This is a genomic window from Pseudomonas sp. USTB-Z (assembly GCF_019691255.1).
Lineage (GTDB): Bacteria > Pseudomonadota > Gammaproteobacteria > Pseudomonadales > Pseudomonadaceae > Aquipseudomonas > Aquipseudomonas alloputida.
Map to the genome: position 1 here is coordinate 243,178 of NZ_JAECZP010000004.1, position 16,859 is coordinate 260,036.

Here is a 16,859-nt window from a genome sequence, read left to right on the forward strand (position 1 = left end):
GCGCAACGGCAGGCTTGCCGATGGCGTTGGGCAAGGACAGGCAACGCATTTCGGTTTATCGTGTACCGATCACACACCGACACCCGCACCATGACCGATATCGAGCGCTACCTTCGCGCCGCCACCCGTGACAACACCCGGCGCAGCTACCAGGCCGCCATCGAGCACTTCGAAAGCCATTGGGGCGGCTTTCTCCCGGCCACCGCCGAGAGTATCGCCCGCTACCTAGCCGATCATGCCGACCAGCATGCAGTCAGCACCCTGCGTCAACGCCTGGCCGCGCTCAGCCAATGGCACGTCGCCCAAGGTTTCCCCGATCCGACCAAGGCGCCGTTGGTACGTCAGGTGCTACGCGGCATCCGCACCCTGCACCCGACGCCGCCCAAGCAGGCTGCCCCGCTGTTGTTGCAACACCTGCAAACCGCTGTAGCGTGTTTTGAAGAAGAAGCCCGACAAGCCCGCGAGCACCATGACTTGGCAGCCCTGCGCCGGGCTCATCGTGACAGCGCATTGCTGTTGCTGGGTTTCTGGCGTGGTTTTCGCGGCGATGAGCTGGCACGCCTGCGCATCGAACACATCCAGGCGCAAGCCGGTGTCGGCATTACGCTTTTCCTGCCGCGCAGCAAGGGCGACCGCGAAGCCTTGGGCGTACAGCACCGCACCCCTGCCCTCAAGGCCTTATGCCCTGTCACTGCCTACCTGCAATGGCTTGAAGTCGCCGGTATTGCCCATGGGCCGGTGTTCCGCAAACTCGACCGCTGGGGCAACCTTGGCGACAACGCGCTCAACAGCAACAGCCTGGTGGGCCTGCTGCGGCGCATGCTGGAACGCGCCGGGGTGCCGGCGGCACTGTATACCGGCCACTCACTACGGCGTGGCTTCGCCACCTGGGCCACGGCCAATGGTTGGGAACTGAAGTCGCTGATGAGCTATGTGGGCTGGAAAGACGCCAAGTCGGCGCTGCGCTACATCGACTCGGCGCAGCGTTTTGGCGATCTGGCCGTGCTACCGGCCAGTCAGGTGCAACCGCTTATTCCTTGAAGCTGTACCTGGCGACGCCGCCAATTTCCGGGCGAATGGCATACAGGTCGCCAGCGTCCGGATAATGGTGCAGGTCTTCTGGCGTCATGTCGTAACGCGCGGTACTGATGTACAAGGTGTTCATCCCGGGCCCGCCAAAGCAGCAGCTGGTGGGGCACGGTACTGGCATCAACACCTGGTCGGTCAGGTGCCCGTGGCGGTCGTAGCGCAGCAGGCAGCTGCCATGGTACTGGCACACCCACAGCCCGCCGTCGCGGTCCAGCGCCAGGCCATCCGGCCGGCCCAGTTCGGCGGGGGTTTCGGCAAACAGCGTGACAGCGCCCAGCCGGCCTTCGATGAGGTATTCTGCGCGGTAGATCGCACGCGCCGCCGAGTCGACGAAGTACACCGTGTGGCCGTCCTGAGACCAGGCAAGGCCGGTGGGCAAAGCCATGTCATCGTGAATCACCTGGTCGCTCAATTGCCAGTCAAAGCGAAAAAACGCCCCGGTATTGCCGCTGAGGGCCTCGTCCATCAGGCCGGTGACGAAGCGTCCCTGCGGGTCGCAGGCGCCGTCGTTGAAGCGGTAAGTCGAGCGCGGATGCACTGATGCCGAATGCTGGCTGACCTTGCGTGCTGGCACATCGAAGATGGCCACGCTGGCATCCTCGGTGAAAATCAGGTTACCCCGGTCGGTCAGCGCCAGGGCGCCAATACGCGCGGCAGACTCGTAAAGGCAATCGACTTCGCCATCGGGTGTCAGGCCGTTGATGCGCCCGCCAGAGATATCGACAAAGTACAGCACGCCACTGCGTTCATCCCAGACCAGGCTTTCACCAAGGTCCGCGCGCGTGTTGGCCACTTTGACCGGCACGTAATTGCATTCCTTGATGCGGCGCCAGCGCTCGGCCACCTGCACACGGCCGAGGTCCCGAGGGTAGCTGACACTGCTGTATTCGTTGAAGCGCGTGGCGATGTGCTGGCTAATGCTGGTGCGCAAGGTGCAATCAGTGGGATGGCACAGCGCACCGGCCAGATGAGTAACGGGCATTTCTGGCTACCTTCAATTCTCCTTTCTTACGATATCAACAAAAAAATCAATGACTTAATATTAAAAGCATGCAACTTTGATATCCCATGGATATCACCGCTGAGTCGCCGCGCTGCAGGAATGCTGGATGATCGAAACACGTTTGCTCAGGCAGTTCATCGCCGTGGCCGAAGAGCTGCACTTTCACAAGGCCGCCCAGCGCCTGCACATGGCGCAACCGCCGCTGAGCCAGGCGATCAACCGGCTTGAGGAAAAGCTCGGCTTCGGCCTGCTTCTGCGCAACAAGCGCGGGGTGCGCCTGACCGCAGCGGGTGCAGCGTTTCTCGACACCGCCTACCGCACGCTTGCTGAACTGGAACAAGGGATCGAGTACGCGCGCAGCGTTTCGGCGGGGGTCAGCGGCAAATTGACCATCACGGCCATTTCCATCGCCTATTACGACTCGCTGCTCAACCGCTTGCGCCGCTTTCGGGAGACTTATCCGAACGTGCAGCTGACCATCCGCGAGATGCCATCCGCCTCCCAGGCCAAGGCCTTGCTGGCTGGTGAGGCGGATATCGGCTTCATGCGCAGGCTACCACTGCCGGCCGGCACCCTGGAGGCACGCTTGCTGCTTGACGAGCAGATCGTCATGGCGCTGCCCGCCAGCCATCCCAAGGCGCGGCACGAGGCCGTCGACTTGCGCGAATTTGCCGATGAGGACTTCGTGTTCACCCCGCAAGCGCTGGGCGGCGGCTACCACGCACAGTTGGTTGCGTTGTGCGAATCGGCCGGGTTCTACCCCAAGGTCGTGCAGGAGGCGGCGCAGATCCACACCCTGCTGGGTCTGGTGGCCTGCGGCTTTGGCGTGGCCCTGGTGCCGGCGTCCTTCGTCCGCTCAACCCCGCGCGAACGCGTGCAGTTTTGCCCCATCCGCCCTATCGATGACCAGCCACCCCCAGGGCTTGGGCTGTACATGAAATGGAACGCCCAGAATGCTTCGCCAGCGCTGGCCAACTTCATTGCCATGTTCGAGACACAGCAATAAGGCCATTTCTACAGGGTGTTCAGCCTCGCTTCGCGCAGCGCCACAGCCGACCGATATCACAAGCCCTGGCCTGCAACAGCTCGGCAGCATTTGCACACGCCTGCTCCAGGCTCATCGGTCCATTGGCCAGTGCAAATGCAGCGTCGACCCCATGGGCATACAACTGCTGATACCCCTCCCCCAAGGTCCCGGCCAGTACCACCACCGGCACGCCATGGCGCTTGGCAACCCGCGCCACCCCCATCGGCGTCTTGCCGCGCAGTGTCTGGGCATCGAAACGCCCCTCGCCCGTCACCACCAGATCTGCCCCTTGTGCCAGGGCGTCAAGGCCAGCCAGCTCAGCCACGACTTCCACCCCAGGGCGGAACTGCGCGTCCATGAATGCCCGGGCAGCGAAGCCCATGCCACCGGCCGCACCACAACCAGGGTAATCGCGCACATCCGCGCCCAACAGCAGCGCACAATGGTCGGCAAAATGATTCAGCGCGTGGTCCAGCGCCTCCACTTGCTGCGGGTTGGCACCTTTCTGCGGGCCGAAGATCGCCGATGCGCCGTTGGCGCCACACAATGGGTTGTCGACATCCGCCGCGACTTCAAACTGCACCCCGGCCAGGCGCGGGTCGAGACCGCTGGCGTCGATACGGGCCAGCTTGGCCAAGGCCAGGCCGCCCTCTTCCAGCGCTTGCCCTTCAGAATCCAGCAGGCGCAGGCCAAGCGCTCGCAACATGCCACTGCCGGCATCGTTGGTGGCGCTGCCACCGATGGCCAGCACCACACGCTGAGCGCCGGCGTCGAGGGCTGCGGCAATCAGCTCACCGGTCCCCCAGGTGCTGCTGCGGCAAGCATCGCGCTGGCCGGTTGGCACCCGTTGCAAGCCACTGGCCTGGGCCATTTCGATGATTGCGGTGCGACTTTGCGGCAACCAGCCCCAGCCGGCCTCGACGTGCTGCCCCAATGGCCCGCGCACGGCCTGGCGGCGCAGTTCACCCTGGCTGGCGGCCAGGATCGCCTCCATGGTGCCTTCGCCACCGTCGGCCATTGGGCACTCGACCAGTTCAGCCTCGGGCCACGCTTCGCTCAGGCCCGCAGCGATGGCGCGGGCGACACCGGCAGCGTCGAGGCTGTCCTTGAACGAGTCGGGGGCAATCACGATTTTCATGGGGTTTCTCCTGTCCTGATGAGCGGCATGCTGACAGGTGGCTGCGCAGGTGGCCTCGGTCAAATGCACAAAACGCCGGCCGGGTTGTTTGGGCAGATGCCTTTTTGCCTGTTCTGGCCCAATCGCCGGCAAGTGAATACTTCAGTCAGCTGGCAACAGCTGCAACCCCAGATACAAGCTAAGCATCCCCTCCAGGCGCAGCGGGTCGACCTCGCCCAGCTCGGCTATTCGCTCCAGTCGATAGCGCAGGCTGTTGCGGTGGATGCCCAGGGCATCGGCACAGGACTGGCTTTGGCCGTCATGTGCACACCAGGCGCGCAGGGTGGTGAGTAACTGCCCACTGCTGTCCTTGGCGCGGATGCGCTGCAACGGCTCCAGCAGCTCGTCCAGCGCATCGTCGTTACGGTGGCGCCACAGCAGCGCCGGCAGCCGGTAGCGCTGCAGGCTGAGCAATCGTTCGCGGGGCAATACTTCGCGGCCATAGGCCAGCAAGTCACGCACCCGGCGGTAACCACGGCGTAACTGCTCCAGGCTCTGCGCTGCACTGCCCAGGGCCAGTCGCTCAATGTCCCAGCCGTGGCGTTGCAGGCGTTCCAGCAGGCGCAGTTCATCCAGTGCCACGCCTGCCGGGCGGCACCACAGCAACGACTGGCGGGCCGGGCTGACGCACCAGCTATCCGGATAACGGCTCATCAACCATGCGGCCAGCGCCTCGGCAGGTGGCCCCGAAGTAATCTCGAACAGGCACGGTATCCGCGCCAGCTGAGGTTTCAAGCCCAACTGACGGGCTTCGTCCAGCAAGCGCGGGGCGTTACCGCTGCCGCCGAGCAATAGCGCCAGCAGGTCGTCACAGCGCTGCCTTCGCCATTGCTGGTCAGCCTGTAAATTGCGTTGGGCCAGCAGCATTTCGGCGGTCATGCGCACCAGCTCGCCATACGTGCGCACCTGCTGCGGGTCGCCGGTCAGGCCTAACACGCCCATCAGCCGCCCATCGAGCATCAATGGCAGGTTCACTCCGGGCTGCACGCCCTTCAGGCACTTGGCCGCGTCGGTATCCAGCTCGACGATCCGGCCATTGGCCAAGACCAGCTGCGCGCCCTCGTGACGGGTGTTGATGCGCTCAGGCTCACCACTGCCCAGGATCAACCCTTGGCTGTCCATGACATTGACGTTGCAAGGCAAGATGGCCATTGCCCGGTCAACGATATCCTGCGCCAGGTCATGGTCGAGTTCGAACATTGCGGGGTCCTTTAGGTGTTTGGCTTTTGGGCTCGGGCACAGCAGCCTGGGCCAAGCGCTGTGCAAAAGCACAAAGACAGGCTAGCCGCAGTCCCCGAGACTCGTCAGGGCGAGCGCCGGAACAGGCGACGCGGCGAAAACCATAACAACAGAGAACCCGATCATGGCACACAGCCCCGCCCCTGACCAAGGCACGGACACCACCCGCAACGCGCTGTACCGGCGCATCACCTTGCGGCTGATTCCGTTCATTTTCATCTGCTACCTGTTCAACTACCTGGACCGCGTCAACGTCGGCTTTGCCAAGCTGCAGATGCTCGACGCCCTTAAATTCAGCGAAACGGTGTACGGCCTTGGCGCCGGCATCTTCTTCATCGGCTATGTACTGTGTGGCCTGCCAAGCAACCTGGCCCTCAATCGCTTCGGCCCACGGCGCTGGATCGCGCTGATGATGATCGCCTGGGGCAGCCTGTCCACCTGCCTGCTGTTCGTCACCACCCCTACCGAGTTCTACACCCTGCGCCTGCTCACCGGCGCTGCCGAAGCCGGCTTCTTCCCGGGTGTGGTGCTGTACCTCTCGCGCTGGTTCCCGGCGGCCCGGCGCGGCCGCATCATGGCCCTTTTCATGTCGGCGATCCCGGTATCGGGCCTGCTTGGCGGGCCGTTCTCCGGCTGGATCCTCGAACATTTCGCCGCCGGCCAGCACGGCCTGGCCGGCTGGCAGTGGATGTTCCTGATCCAGGGCCTGCCGACCGTGGCCTTGGGCGTACTGGCGGTGTTCCTGCTCAGTGACGGCTACCAGAAAGCCGCCTGGCTGAGCCCGGCTGAACGTCAGCTGATCGCTGCCGACCTGCAGGCCGATGCTGCAAGCAAACCGAGCACCACCAGCGACAGCGTGCTGGCCGTGTTGACCAACCCGCTGATCTGGACCTTCGGCTTCGTCTACTTCTGCATCCAGAGCGGCGTGTACGCGATCAACTTCTGGCTACCCTCGATCATCAAGAGCATGGGCTTCGACAACCCGCTGCTGATCGGCTGGCTCAGCGCCATCCCGTACCTGCTGGCAGGTGTGTTCATGATTCTTTGCGGGCGCTCGGCCGACCTGCGCAGCGAGCGCCGCTGGCACCTGGTGGTGCCAATGCTGATGGGCGCCGTCGGCCTGCTGATTGCGGTGAACTTCGCCGGCAACCCGAGCATTGCCATTCTTGGCTTGTCGATCGCCACCATGGGCGCGCTTACCGGTTTGCCGATGTTCTGGCCAATGCCGACTGCGCTGCTCAGTGCCGGAGCCGCCGTGGCAGGTCTGGCGATCATCAACTCGGTAGGCCAGATGGCGGGGTTTCTCAGCCCATACCTGGTCGGGTTCATCAAGGACCAGACCGGTTCAACCGATGCCGCACTGTATTCGCTCGCCGCGTTGATCGTATTGGGTAGCCTGGTGGCCTTGCGTGTAACGCGAGCGGGTTCGCTGAGTACTGCACGGGTGAGTTGAGGCATTCGCAGGCTTGCCCACGCCCACAGGTTTCAAGCCTGTGGGCGCAGGCCTGCCTGCAATGATGCCCACCCAAGCCACACCAAATCCACACCCGCCACCGATCGTCAGCTCAACGCATCCCCTTCCCGCCCCAGGCGTCAAATGGTTCCAAAGGCCCCTTTGGAGAAGCCCCATGACCCAGTACGCCGTGGCCCGCTTGGCCCAGCTCGACGAGCACCGTCCCCTGCGCGTCCAGGCCGGCAACGAAGAACTCATCCTCATCCGCCAAGGCGATCAGGTACACGCCTACCAGGGCAACTGCCCCCACGCAGGCGCCCCCCTTGATGAAGGCGTGGTTTGCGGTGGTTTGCTGGTCTGCCCTTGGCACAAAGCTGCGTTCGCCGTTGACGATGGCGTGGTTTGTGAGCCGCCTGCACTCGCCGACCTGCGCCGCTACAAGGCGTGGATCAAGGGCGATGAAGTCTGGGTCGATGACCAGCCCCTACCGGCCAGCGAACCGCCCAGGCACAGCGATGCCCGCTGTTTCGTGGTGGTCGGCGCCGGTGCCGCCGGCAGCGCCGCCGTCGCCACCCTGCTGGCTCATGGCTTCGCGGGCAGGCTGGTATGGATCGATCAGGAGCGCCAGCCGGCCTACGATCGCACAGCACTGAGCAAATTCGTGATTGCCGGGCAGATGCCGCCCGATGAGGTCCCCGCGCTGCTCGAAGCCGACGCCCTGCGCAAGGGCCAACTGCAGCGCAAGCACGGCAAGGTGCGCACCCTGAACAGCCAAAAGCGCCAGGTCACCCTCGCCGATGGTCAGCAGATCGATTACGACGCCTGCCTGCTGGCAACCGGCGGTCAAGCACTGCGCCCAGACATTCCCGGTGCCGACCTGCCCGGGGTGTTCACCCTCCGCTCACTGGAAGATGCTGCACAGTTGCTCGACGCAGCCGAGCCTGGCCAACCGGTGGTCATTGTCGGTGACGGCTTCATCGGCCTGGAGGCAGCCTCGGCATTGCGCAAGTATGGCGTGCAGGTGCACGTGGTCTCGCGCCACGAAGTCCCTCTGGTCCGACAGTTGGGCGAGCGTATCGGGCGCTGCATTCGCGCGCTGCATGAACGAAAAGGCATCACCTTCCACGGCCCCACAGAGGTCGAGCGGATCGAAGGCCTGGACAAGGTCGAAGTGGTGCAACTGGCCAATGGTGAACGGCTGCAGACCCCCTTGGTGCTGTTCGGCACCGGGGTAAAACCCGCCACCGCTTTCCTTCAAGGGGTGCCGCTTGGCGAAGACAAATCGGTGAGGGTCGACGCCGAAATGCGCGCAGCTGACGGTTTGTGGGCCGCAGGTGACATTGCCACCTTCCCGCTCACGGGGCGCCCGGTGCGCATCGAGCACTGGCGCCTGGCCCAGCAACACGGGGTTATCGCCGCCGCCAACATGCTTGGCGAACAACGCCGTTATGCCGATGTACCGTTTTTCTGGACCTACCAGCATGGCCGTACCTATGAAGTGCTAGGCCATGCCAGGGACTGGAACCGGATCGAATTCGTCGGTGAGCCGGAAAACGGCGATTTTGTTGCCCTGCAGTGTGTGGATGAACGCGTCGAGGCCGTTATCGCCAAGGGTTACTCCGATGCCATGGCGACGCTGTCGCAACGCCTGAAGCGCCCCTTGAGCCTGCAGGAAGCTTTGGCGCTCATTGGCTAAGGGGTGCCTTTCAATGCATCCAGGTTGTGTGTAAAACAGGCAGGTCAGCTGACTGCATAAGGACCCACGCGCATGATCTACCGCCCCCTCGGCCACAGTGGCCTGCAGGTTTCCGCCCTTACCCTGGGCAGCATGATGTTCGGCGAGCAGACCCGTACCGAGGATGCCCTGCGCATCATCGACAAGGCCTGGGACCAAGGCATCAACTTCATCGACACCGCCGACGTTTACAACGCCGGGCGCTCGGAAGAAATCGTCGGTGAAGCCGTGGCGCGCCATCGCCATGACTGGGTCATCGCCAGCAAGGTCGGCTTCGGCCCGGCCGACGGCCTGCCCAACCGCAGCGGGTTGTCGCGCAAGCACATCTTCAATGCCGTGGATGCCACACTGACCCGCATGGGCATGGACTATCTGGACATCTATTACCTGCACCGCGAAGACCACAAGGTACCGCTGGAGGAGACCGTGCAGGCCATTGGCGACTTGTTGCTCCAGGGCAAGATCCGCTACTGGGGGGTGTCCAATTTCCGTGGCTGGCGCATTGCCGAGGTCTGCCATGTTGCCGAGCGCCTTGGTGTGCCCAGGCCGGTAGTCAGCCAGCCGCTGTACAACATCGTCAACCGCCAGGCCGAGCCCGAACAGCTCACGGCCGCCGCCGCCCATGGTCTGGGCGTCGTACCCTTCAGCCCGCTGGCCCGGGGCGTGCTCAGCGGCAAGTATGCGCCGGGCGCGGTGCCGGACGCCGGCAGCCGCGCAGGGCGGCAGGACAAACGCATCATGGAAGTGGAGTGGCGCCAGGAGTCGCTGACCATTGCCCGGCAGATTCAGACGTACGCAGAGGCCAAGGGGGTGGGTATTGTCGAATTCGCCATTGCCTGGGTGTTGAATAACCAATGGGTCAGTTCGGCGATTGTCGGGCCGCGGACCGAGGAACAGTGGGATACCTATGGCGGCGCATTGGCGGTGAAGATTACCGCGGAGGATGAGGCGTTCATCGATTCGTTGGTGACGCCAGGGCATGCGTCCACGCCGGGCTTCAATGACGTGGCGCATTATGTGAGTGGGCGGCTGGCGCGCAGCTGACGCATTGGGGAGCCCTGAGCCGGGCTCCCGGTCCCCCCTTTCCCCAATCACCTCGGTATCGTGCGCACCATTGGTTTTCCACCTCTGGAGCTGCAATGAAACTCTTGCAACCGCTGCAAATCGGCCCCCTCACCCTGCCCAACCGCGTATTCATGGCCCCCCTCACCCGCCTGCGCAGCCTGGAGCCGGGTGATGTACCCACCGCGCTGATGGCCGAGTACTACCGTCAGCGCGCCAGTGCTGGCCTGATCATCACTGAAGCCACGCAAATCTCCTTCCAGGCCAAGGGCTATTCTGGCTCGCCCGGCATTCACAGCACCGAGCAGATCGCTGCCTGGAAGCACATCAACCAAGGCATCCATGCCGATGGTGGCCACAGCGCCGTGCAGGTGTGGCACACCGGGCGGGTGTCGCATACCTCGCTGCAACCTGGCGGCGAGGCCCCCGTGGCCCCTTCGGCGCTGCCGGCGGACGCACGCACCACCCTGCGTGATGCGCAAGGCAACCTGACGCGCGTGGAAACCTCCGCACCCCGGGCACTCAGCGAAGCGGAGATCGCTGGCATCGTCGCCGACTTTGGCCAGGCCGCGATCAACGCCTGTGAAGCCGGCTTCGACTTCATCGAGTTGCACGCCGCCCACGGTTACCTGCTGCACCAGTTCCTCACCCCCAGTGCCAACCAGCGCGAAGACCGCTACGGCGGCAGCGTTGAAAACCGTGCGCGCATTGTGCTGGAGGCGGTGGACGCGGCCATTGCCAACTGGAGCGCCGACCGGGTCGGTATTCGCGTGTTCCCGTTGGGTGGTTTCAATGGTGTGGACAATGGCGAAGACCAGGAGGCCGCCGGCCTGTACCTGATCCGCGAACTGGCCAAGCGCAACCTCGCCTACCTGCACCTGTCCGAACCGGACTGGGCCGGCGGCAAGCCACTGCGTGACGAGTTCCGCCAGGCCATTCGCGCCGCCTACCCCGGGGTGATCATCGCGGCCGGTGCCTATACCGCCGAGAAAGGCGAAGACCTCATCGGGCGGGGTTTGATCGATGCCGTGGCGTTCGGGCGCGCCTACATTGCCAACCCCGACCTGGTGGAGCGTCTGCGGCTGCAAGCGCCGTTGAATGAGCACCGGGCGAAGTTCGATTATGCCAATGGGCCTGAAGGGTATACGGATTATCCGTTCCTGAAGCAGGCTTGATGCAAAAACGGGCGCTCTTGCGGGCGCCCGTTTTTTTTTCGTGTCAGCCCAGTTCAGCCAACGCCTGCGCTGCATAGGCATGTGACCGCTGCCGCGCCAGCGGGTCATGGATGCGGCAGTCGATCATCAGCTCGTCCGCCCCGGTCTGCTCAATCAGCGAGCGCAGCCCTTCCCTCACCCGTTCAGGCCCTCCGGCTACGGTGCAGGCCATCACCTGCTCGAGCACGGCGCGCTCGTGGTCCGGCAAGCGTTCGATGTAACCCTCTTGCGGCTTGGGCAGCAAGCCAAAGCGCCCGACATGCAGGTCCAGCATCCACTTGCGGTGGGAGCTGGCCAGGTAGTCCGCCTCAGCATCGCTGGCAGCGGCGAACAGGTTCATGCCAACCATCACATACGGTTTGGCCAGTTGCGCGGAAGGCTGGAAGTTGGCGCGGTAATGGGCAATGGCCTGCAGCAGGTAACGCGGGGCAAAGTGCGAGGCGAAGGCATAAGGCAGGCCCAGCTTCGCCGCCAGGTCAGCACCGAACAGGCTGGAACCGAGGATCCACACCGGCACATCGTGCGCACCCGGTACGCCGCGCACCCGACGTTTGCCGTTGTCCGCCAGGTAATCACGCAGCTCGGCGATGTCCTGGCTGAAATCTCGCTCTGGCGCGGCGCCGCGCAATGCACGCACGGTCGGCCCGGACGTGCCTGGCGCACGGCCCAGGCCCAGGTCGATACGGCCCGGGTGCAATGTATCGAGGGTGCCAAACTGTTCGGCCACCACCAACGGCGCATGGTTGGGCAGCATGATGCCGCCAGCCCCAACACGAATGTGTCGGGTAGCATTGGCGATTTCGTTGATCACCAGCGAAGTGGCAGCCGAGCCAATGCCCGGCATGTCATGGTGCTCGGCGATCCAGTAGCGGCTGTAGTGCTGTTGCTCGACATGCCGCGCCAGCTGGCGGGATTCTTCGATCGCATCGGCGAAGGTCTTGCCTTCGCCGATCATGACCAGATCCAGTACGGACAGTGCAGTCATGGGGTCTCCAGAGGGATTATCAATGGCTGCCAGTTTCCATGCTGCGCCGCCAGCGATAAACCCAGTTTCAGGCCCGGCATAGGGGCCTGGCATTCCCCAATCAGTATTCCCAAGGCACGCCCGGCTCCCAGCTGGCCACCAACAAGTCGATGAAGCCGCGTACCCGAGGGGACAGGTGGCGCTTGCTTGGGTAGACGATGCGAATGGGGTCTGCCGGGGGGCGGTAGGCGTGCAGTACCTCCACCAGATTGCCAGCGCGCAGGTCGTCACCGGTGATATAGGTAGGCAGGTGAATCAGACCGAAACCGGCCCGGGCGCCGTCAAGCATGGCCTCGGAACTGTCGATGTTCAGCCGCCCGGGATCTTCGCACAGGTGCAGCCCCGCTTCTGTGTGAAAGCGCCAGGGCATGGCCTTCTCGCCCGCCAGGAAGGCAATCTTGTCATGGCCATAGAGGTCGCCGGGCATCTGCGGCACACCGCGCTTCTCCAGATACGCAGGCGATGCACAGGTCACGAACTGCTGCCAGGCGACGGTGCGCGTCAGCAATTGCGAGTCTTCCTTAGGTGCACCGATGCGCACGGCGACGTCCACGCCCTCTTCGACCAGATCAACGAAACGGTCGGTGAAGCGGATATCCGCCCGCAGTTCGGGCCATTGCTTGAGGTACTGGTCGAGGATAGGCAATACATGGCGCTGCCCGAGCGACAGCGGTGCGGTCAGGCGCAGGGTGCCAGTGGGCTTGCCGCGGCGCAGGGCCATGGTGCTTTCGACCTCGTCCAGGTCATCCAGAATCTGCCGCCAGCGCTCGAACGCCACCAGGCCTTCATCGGTCAGGCTCAGCTTGCGCGTAGTGCGGTTGAGCAGGCGCACCGCCATGCGGGCTTCCAGGCGGGCGATGCTCTTGCCCACCGCTGAACGCGTCAGGCCCAGGCTGGCAGCCGCAGCGGTGAAGCTGCCGGCCTTCGCGGCGCTGACGAAAGCGGCGATGTCGCCGAAGCGGTTGGGTTCCATGGTGTTTTCCTGACGCTGATCGAACCGCCATAGATGGGTGCGATTTCAGGCAATGCAAGGTTCCTGATCTAGTGGGGCTGCCTTGCAGCTTCCGTCTGCCCGAGGTAGCGATCGGTCCAGTTAGCCAGCGGCAGTGGCGGCTGCTGGTCGACAATGCGTCGCCAGATAAGCATCAGCTCTTGAGCGTTGAACAGCGAGCCAGGCCCGCTGCCTCGCCACGGCGAAGGTACACCGACCCTCCACTGCCCTTGATGATCGCGCTGAGCCATGTTGAAACGGAAGGTGTAATTCCCCGGGATACCCATGCGCAGGTCGGTGACCACCAGTGCGTCGCCAATCTGGTCATAACGCAGCCAGTCATCGGTGAACCAGCGCAAGCGCTGGTGCAAAGGGTCATTTTTCAGTGCTTGCGCCAGTTCCAGATTGCGCGACAAGCGTTGCATTTCGGGGGGTTGCTGGTCGAGCACGCTGCTGACGCCTTCGTAATAATCGCCATCCGGGGTCCTGGCCAACACCCGCCAGACCAGGCTGTTGAATGCCATCGGCACGGCACGCACCTCGCTCACGACGATACCTTGCTGGTCCAGTGCCGACTGGAAACGCTGCTCGGCAGCCATGCGCCCCGCCAGGCCGAAACCCAGGTAGCAGGTACTGAACACCAGGGCCATGGTCAGCAGGCGGGTAGCCCTGCGGGTCACGCCCTTCATGAGGGTGAAGACCACCGCAGCCAGCAGCGGCACGGTGTAGACCGGGTCGATAATGAACACCGCCGCCCAGCTTTCCGGGGTGGTGTGCAAAGGCCAGAACAACTGCGTGCCGTAAACCGTGAAGGCGTCGAGCACCGGATGGGTTACCAATACCAGCCAGAACGCCAAAAAAAGCCTGGGCAAGGTATACCCCTTTCCGGGCCAGCGCTTGTTGACCAGCCAGGCCAACAGCAAGGCCAGGCCGGTGAGCACGAACAACGAGTGGGAGAAGCCGCGATGATAAGTCATCTGCGACACCGGGTCGGCATAGCGAATGATCACATCCAGGTCCGGCAGCGTGCCCAGTGCTGCACCGTACAGCAGCGAGCGTCGGCCCTGGATGCGCCCGAGCACGGTCCCTTGCAGCGCCGCGCCAAGTACGGCTTGGGTGATGGAGTCCAAGGTGGGGATTCCTGAAAGAGTCGTTTCCGCACGCTACCCCCATACACCCCTGATGCGCAATTCTCCTGAATGGCTCAGAACAGCTGCCAGGTGTACACCAGCGTCAGGCGGTTCTCGTCGATATCACTGCGGTAGTTGGAGCGCGCCATGGCATTCCTCACCCGAATCCCCAACCCTTTGAGTGCCCCGCTCTGCACCGCATAGCCGATATCCAGATCACGCTCGCGATCACGCCCCTCGTAACCCAGCCCGGTATCGACATTGTTACCGGTTATGTAGCGCACGGTCGCTGTCAGGCCCGGCACGCCCATGGCGGCGAAGTTGTAGTCGTAACGCACCTGGTACGAGCGTTCGTCGGTGTAGGCAAACTCATAGGTCGGCACCTCGTTGCCCAACGGCGAGATGTTGGCGAATACCCGTGGGAACGGGCTATCGCCATAAATGCCCTGGTAGCCGGCATGGAAGCTGTGCCCGCCGTGCCGGGCAGTGAACAGCGAGAAGAACGCCTGGTTGTCGATGTTGCCCAGCAGCGCATCGCCTTGCTCACGCGCGGTGAAATAACCCAGGTTGGCGCTGAGTACCCAGTCCCCGACGGGTTTGCTGTGCTTCAGGCCAACGAAGCCTTGTTGGTAGATGTCCTCCAGCTGACCGTACCAAAGGCTGACGCTGCTCTGATTGGCATTGAACGCATAATCCCCACCCACATAGTTGAACGCGTCGCTTTCGGCCTGTCGCATCGGCACATGGCCAAGCATCGCGTTCATCTTGCCGTCGCCACCCTCGTTGCGCAGGTGGGTGCTTTTCAAGTGCCCGGCCTGCATAGTCAGCCCGTCGATTTCCGACGAACTCAAACTCAGGCCCTGATAGGTGGGTGGCAACAGGCGAATATCACTGAAGGTCAGCACCGGCAGGTTCGGTTGCAGTTCACCTGCACGCAGTTCGGTTTTTGATACCCGGGCCTTGAAGGTCGGCGCCAGGCGGCTGTACTCATCGGCAGCACGGCCGTCGCCATGCACCGGCAACAGGCCGGTGTTGGTGCGGTCTGGACTGCTGTCCAGCTTGATCCCCAGCAAGCCCAGAGCGTCCACGCCAAAGCCGACCGGGCCTGGGGTGTAGCCACTTTTGAAGTCGAGGATGAAACCCTGGGCCCACTCCTCGGCCTTGGACTGTTTGTTGGCCCCGACAATGTCGGAAAAATCGCGGCTGAAGTAGTAGTTACGGGCACTCAGGGTGGCCTTCGAGTCCTCGAAGAAGCCGCCTTCGGCAGCCAGCAGTGGCTGGCTGAGCAATGTCAGGCCCAGGGCAATGCAAGGGGTGTGGTTCATTCCGAAGCTCTCTTGATCTTGTTTTTATGGGTAAAGCGTTGGAAACACAGCAGTTCATGGGGTACGGCGCAGCACCTCCCGGGCACGTGGTTGGCGCAGCCTCAGCAGCGCGTGCGCCAGCAGGCCGAACAGCAGCCCCCAGAACGCCGCCGACAGGCCCAGGAAAGCCACCCCCGAAGCGGTGACCAGGAAGGTGAACAGCCCGGCGTCGCGCTCGGCCGGTTCTGCCAGGCTGCGGACCAGGGCTTCGCTGATGGCGCCATACAGGGCCAAACCGGCCAGGGCCGCGATCAGGACGGCGGGAAAGGCGGCGAACAGCGACATCAAGGTGGCCCCGGCAATGCCCAGTAGCAGGTACAACACACTGCCAGCCACCGCCGCTACATAGCGCCGTTGCGGGTTTTCATGGGCTTCATGGCCGGTGCACAGGCTGGCGGTAACCGCCGCCAGGTTCAGCCCGTGGCAACCGAACGGCGCCAGTAGCGCCCCAGCCAGGGCACTGGCGCTGATCAGCGGGCTGGCCGGCGTGGCATAGCCCGCGTTGCGCAGTACCGCCATACCCGGCATGAATTGCCCGGTCAGTGCCACCAGCACCATCGGCAGCGCCAGGCTGAATACCGCCGACAGGCTGAACTGGGGGGTGACCCACTGGGGTGAGGCCAGTTCCAGCACCAGTGCCTCGCTGCGCAACGTACCGCTGGCCACGGTCACCAGCATGCCCACGCCCAGCACCGCAGCCACGGCATAGCGCGGCTGCACCCGACGCATCAGCACGTAGGTGACGAACATCGCCAGTACCAGCAGCGGTTGCACCGGCAAGGCGCGGAACACTTCGATGCCCAAGCTGAACAGGATCCCGGCCTGCATACCGGCAGCGATAGAGCCCGGAAGGCGCGCGATGATGCGGTCGAAGGCCCCGCTGATGCCGATCAGCAGCAGGACCAGGTTGGCCACCAGGTAGGCACCCACGGCCTGCTCCAGGCCCAGTTGCGGCAAGGCGGTGACCAACAGGGCCGACCCCGGGATCGACCAGGCGATCACTACCGGCACGCGGTAGCGCAGGCTGAGCAGCGCACCGAGTACGGCACTGCCCATGGACACGGCCCAAACCCAGGACGACAACTGCTGGTGCGACAGGCCGGCCGCTTCGGCGGCGTGGAAAATGATCACCAACGGGCCGGCATAGGAGATCGTCGTGGCAATGCTGCCGGCGACGATGGCCGACACAGAGCAGTCCTTGATCAGCGTTTTCATGAAGCTTCTCGCAAGGCAGCGGCCGGCCTTTGTGGCGGGCTCTTGTTTGGGTGTTGGCTGCTTCGCGGGCTTGCCCGCTCCCACAACGACTGCACAGGCTTCACCTGTGGGAGCGGGCATGCCGCGAAACAGCCCA

The 16,859-nt window shown here is 63.7% G+C and carries 14 protein-coding genes; 6 read left to right on the plus strand and 8 right to left on the minus strand.

Annotated elements, in window-relative coordinates; translation table 11 throughout:
* The first annotated feature begins 60 nt into the window (after positions 1-60).
* Positions 61-1,041 (plus strand): site-specific integrase, encoded by a 981-nt coding sequence (locus I8746_RS07035; protein ID WP_012052344.1) that lies wholly within the window; start codon positions 61-63, stop codon positions 1,039-1,041.
* On the opposite strand, the gene I8746_RS07040 is transcribed toward I8746_RS07035, so the two are convergent.
* Positions 1,031-2,071, minus strand: a complete 1,041-nt coding sequence (locus I8746_RS07040) for an SMP-30/gluconolactonase/LRE family protein (protein ID WP_221100378.1) — start codon at positions 2,069-2,071, stop codon at positions 1,031-1,033. The two genes, I8746_RS07035 and I8746_RS07040, sit on opposite strands and share 11 nt — an antisense overlap.
* Positions 2,072-2,198: 127 nt before the next feature.
* Between I8746_RS07040 and I8746_RS07045 the strand changes: the two genes are divergently transcribed.
* A complete protein-coding gene (locus tag I8746_RS07045) occupies positions 2,199-3,098 on the plus strand; it encodes a LysR substrate-binding domain-containing protein (protein ID WP_014756680.1) in 900 nt (299 codons plus the stop codon).
* A gap of 19 nt (positions 3,099-3,117) precedes the next feature.
* Here the strand turns inward: I8746_RS07045 and I8746_RS07050 are convergent, their stop codons facing one another.
* Together I8746_RS07050 and I8746_RS07055 are read right to left on the minus strand one after the other, a co-directional pair.
* Complete coding sequence (locus tag I8746_RS07050; RefSeq protein ID WP_221100379.1) at positions 3,118-4,257, minus strand: glycerate kinase; 1,140 nt, start codon at positions 4,255-4,257, stop codon at positions 3,118-3,120.
* A 141-nt stretch (positions 4,258-4,398) separates the two neighbouring features.
* Complete coding sequence (locus I8746_RS07055; protein WP_014756678.1) at positions 4,399-5,496, minus strand: sugar diacid recognition domain-containing protein; 1,098 nt, start codon at positions 5,494-5,496, stop codon at positions 4,399-4,401.
* Between the two features lie 163 nt (positions 5,497-5,659).
* Between I8746_RS07055 and I8746_RS07060 the strand changes: the two genes are divergently transcribed.
* The 4 genes from I8746_RS07060 (at position 5,660) to I8746_RS07075 (ending at position 10,960) form a co-directional block, all read left to right on the plus strand.
* On the plus strand, positions 5,660-6,988 hold the full coding sequence (locus tag I8746_RS07060; RefSeq protein WP_221100380.1) for an MFS transporter: 1,329 nt from the start codon (positions 5,660-5,662) through the stop codon (positions 6,986-6,988).
* A gap of 175 nt (positions 6,989-7,163) precedes the next feature.
* The gene (locus tag I8746_RS07065; protein WP_161773708.1) at positions 7,164-8,684 is read left to right on the plus strand and encodes an FAD-dependent oxidoreductase; all 1,521 of its coding nucleotides are present in this window, start codon (positions 7,164-7,166) and stop codon (positions 8,682-8,684) included.
* Between the two features lie 72 nt (positions 8,685-8,756).
* Positions 8,757-9,767 (plus strand): aldo/keto reductase, encoded by a 1,011-nt coding sequence (locus I8746_RS07070; RefSeq protein WP_221100381.1) that lies wholly within the window; start codon positions 8,757-8,759, stop codon positions 9,765-9,767.
* Positions 9,768-9,862: 95 nt separating this feature from the next.
* Complete coding sequence (locus I8746_RS07075; RefSeq protein WP_014756675.1) at positions 9,863-10,960, plus strand: alkene reductase; 1,098 nt, start codon at positions 9,863-9,865, stop codon at positions 10,958-10,960.
* Between the two features lie 43 nt (positions 10,961-11,003).
* Here I8746_RS07075 and I8746_RS07080 read toward each other — a convergent pair whose 3' ends face one another.
* The 5 genes from I8746_RS07080 to I8746_RS07100 form a co-directional block, all read right to left on the minus strand.
* Positions 11,004-11,984 carry an LLM class flavin-dependent oxidoreductase gene (locus I8746_RS07080; RefSeq protein WP_004374344.1) on the minus strand — a complete coding sequence of 327 codons (981 nt, stop codon included), beginning with the start codon at positions 11,982-11,984 and terminating at the stop codon, positions 11,004-11,006.
* A gap of 100 nt (positions 11,985-12,084) precedes the next feature.
* Positions 12,085-12,996 (minus strand): LysR family transcriptional regulator, encoded by a 912-nt coding sequence (locus I8746_RS07085; RefSeq protein WP_004374343.1) that lies wholly within the window; start codon positions 12,994-12,996, stop codon positions 12,085-12,087.
* Positions 12,997-13,064: 68 nt separating this feature from the next.
* Positions 13,065-14,144 carry a metal-dependent hydrolase gene (locus I8746_RS07090; RefSeq protein WP_221100382.1) on the minus strand — a complete coding sequence of 360 codons (1,080 nt, stop codon included), beginning with the start codon at positions 14,142-14,144 and terminating at the stop codon, positions 13,065-13,067.
* Positions 14,145-14,218: 74 nt separating this feature from the next.
* On the minus strand, positions 14,219-15,469 hold the full coding sequence (locus I8746_RS07095; RefSeq protein ID WP_221100383.1) for an OprD family porin: 1,251 nt from the start codon (positions 15,467-15,469) through the stop codon (positions 14,219-14,221).
* Between the two features lie 54 nt (positions 15,470-15,523).
* Complete coding sequence (locus tag I8746_RS07100; protein ID WP_221100384.1) at positions 15,524-16,723, minus strand: benzoate/H(+) symporter BenE family transporter; 1,200 nt, start codon at positions 16,721-16,723, stop codon at positions 15,524-15,526.
* Positions 16,724-16,859 lie beyond the last annotated feature (136 nt).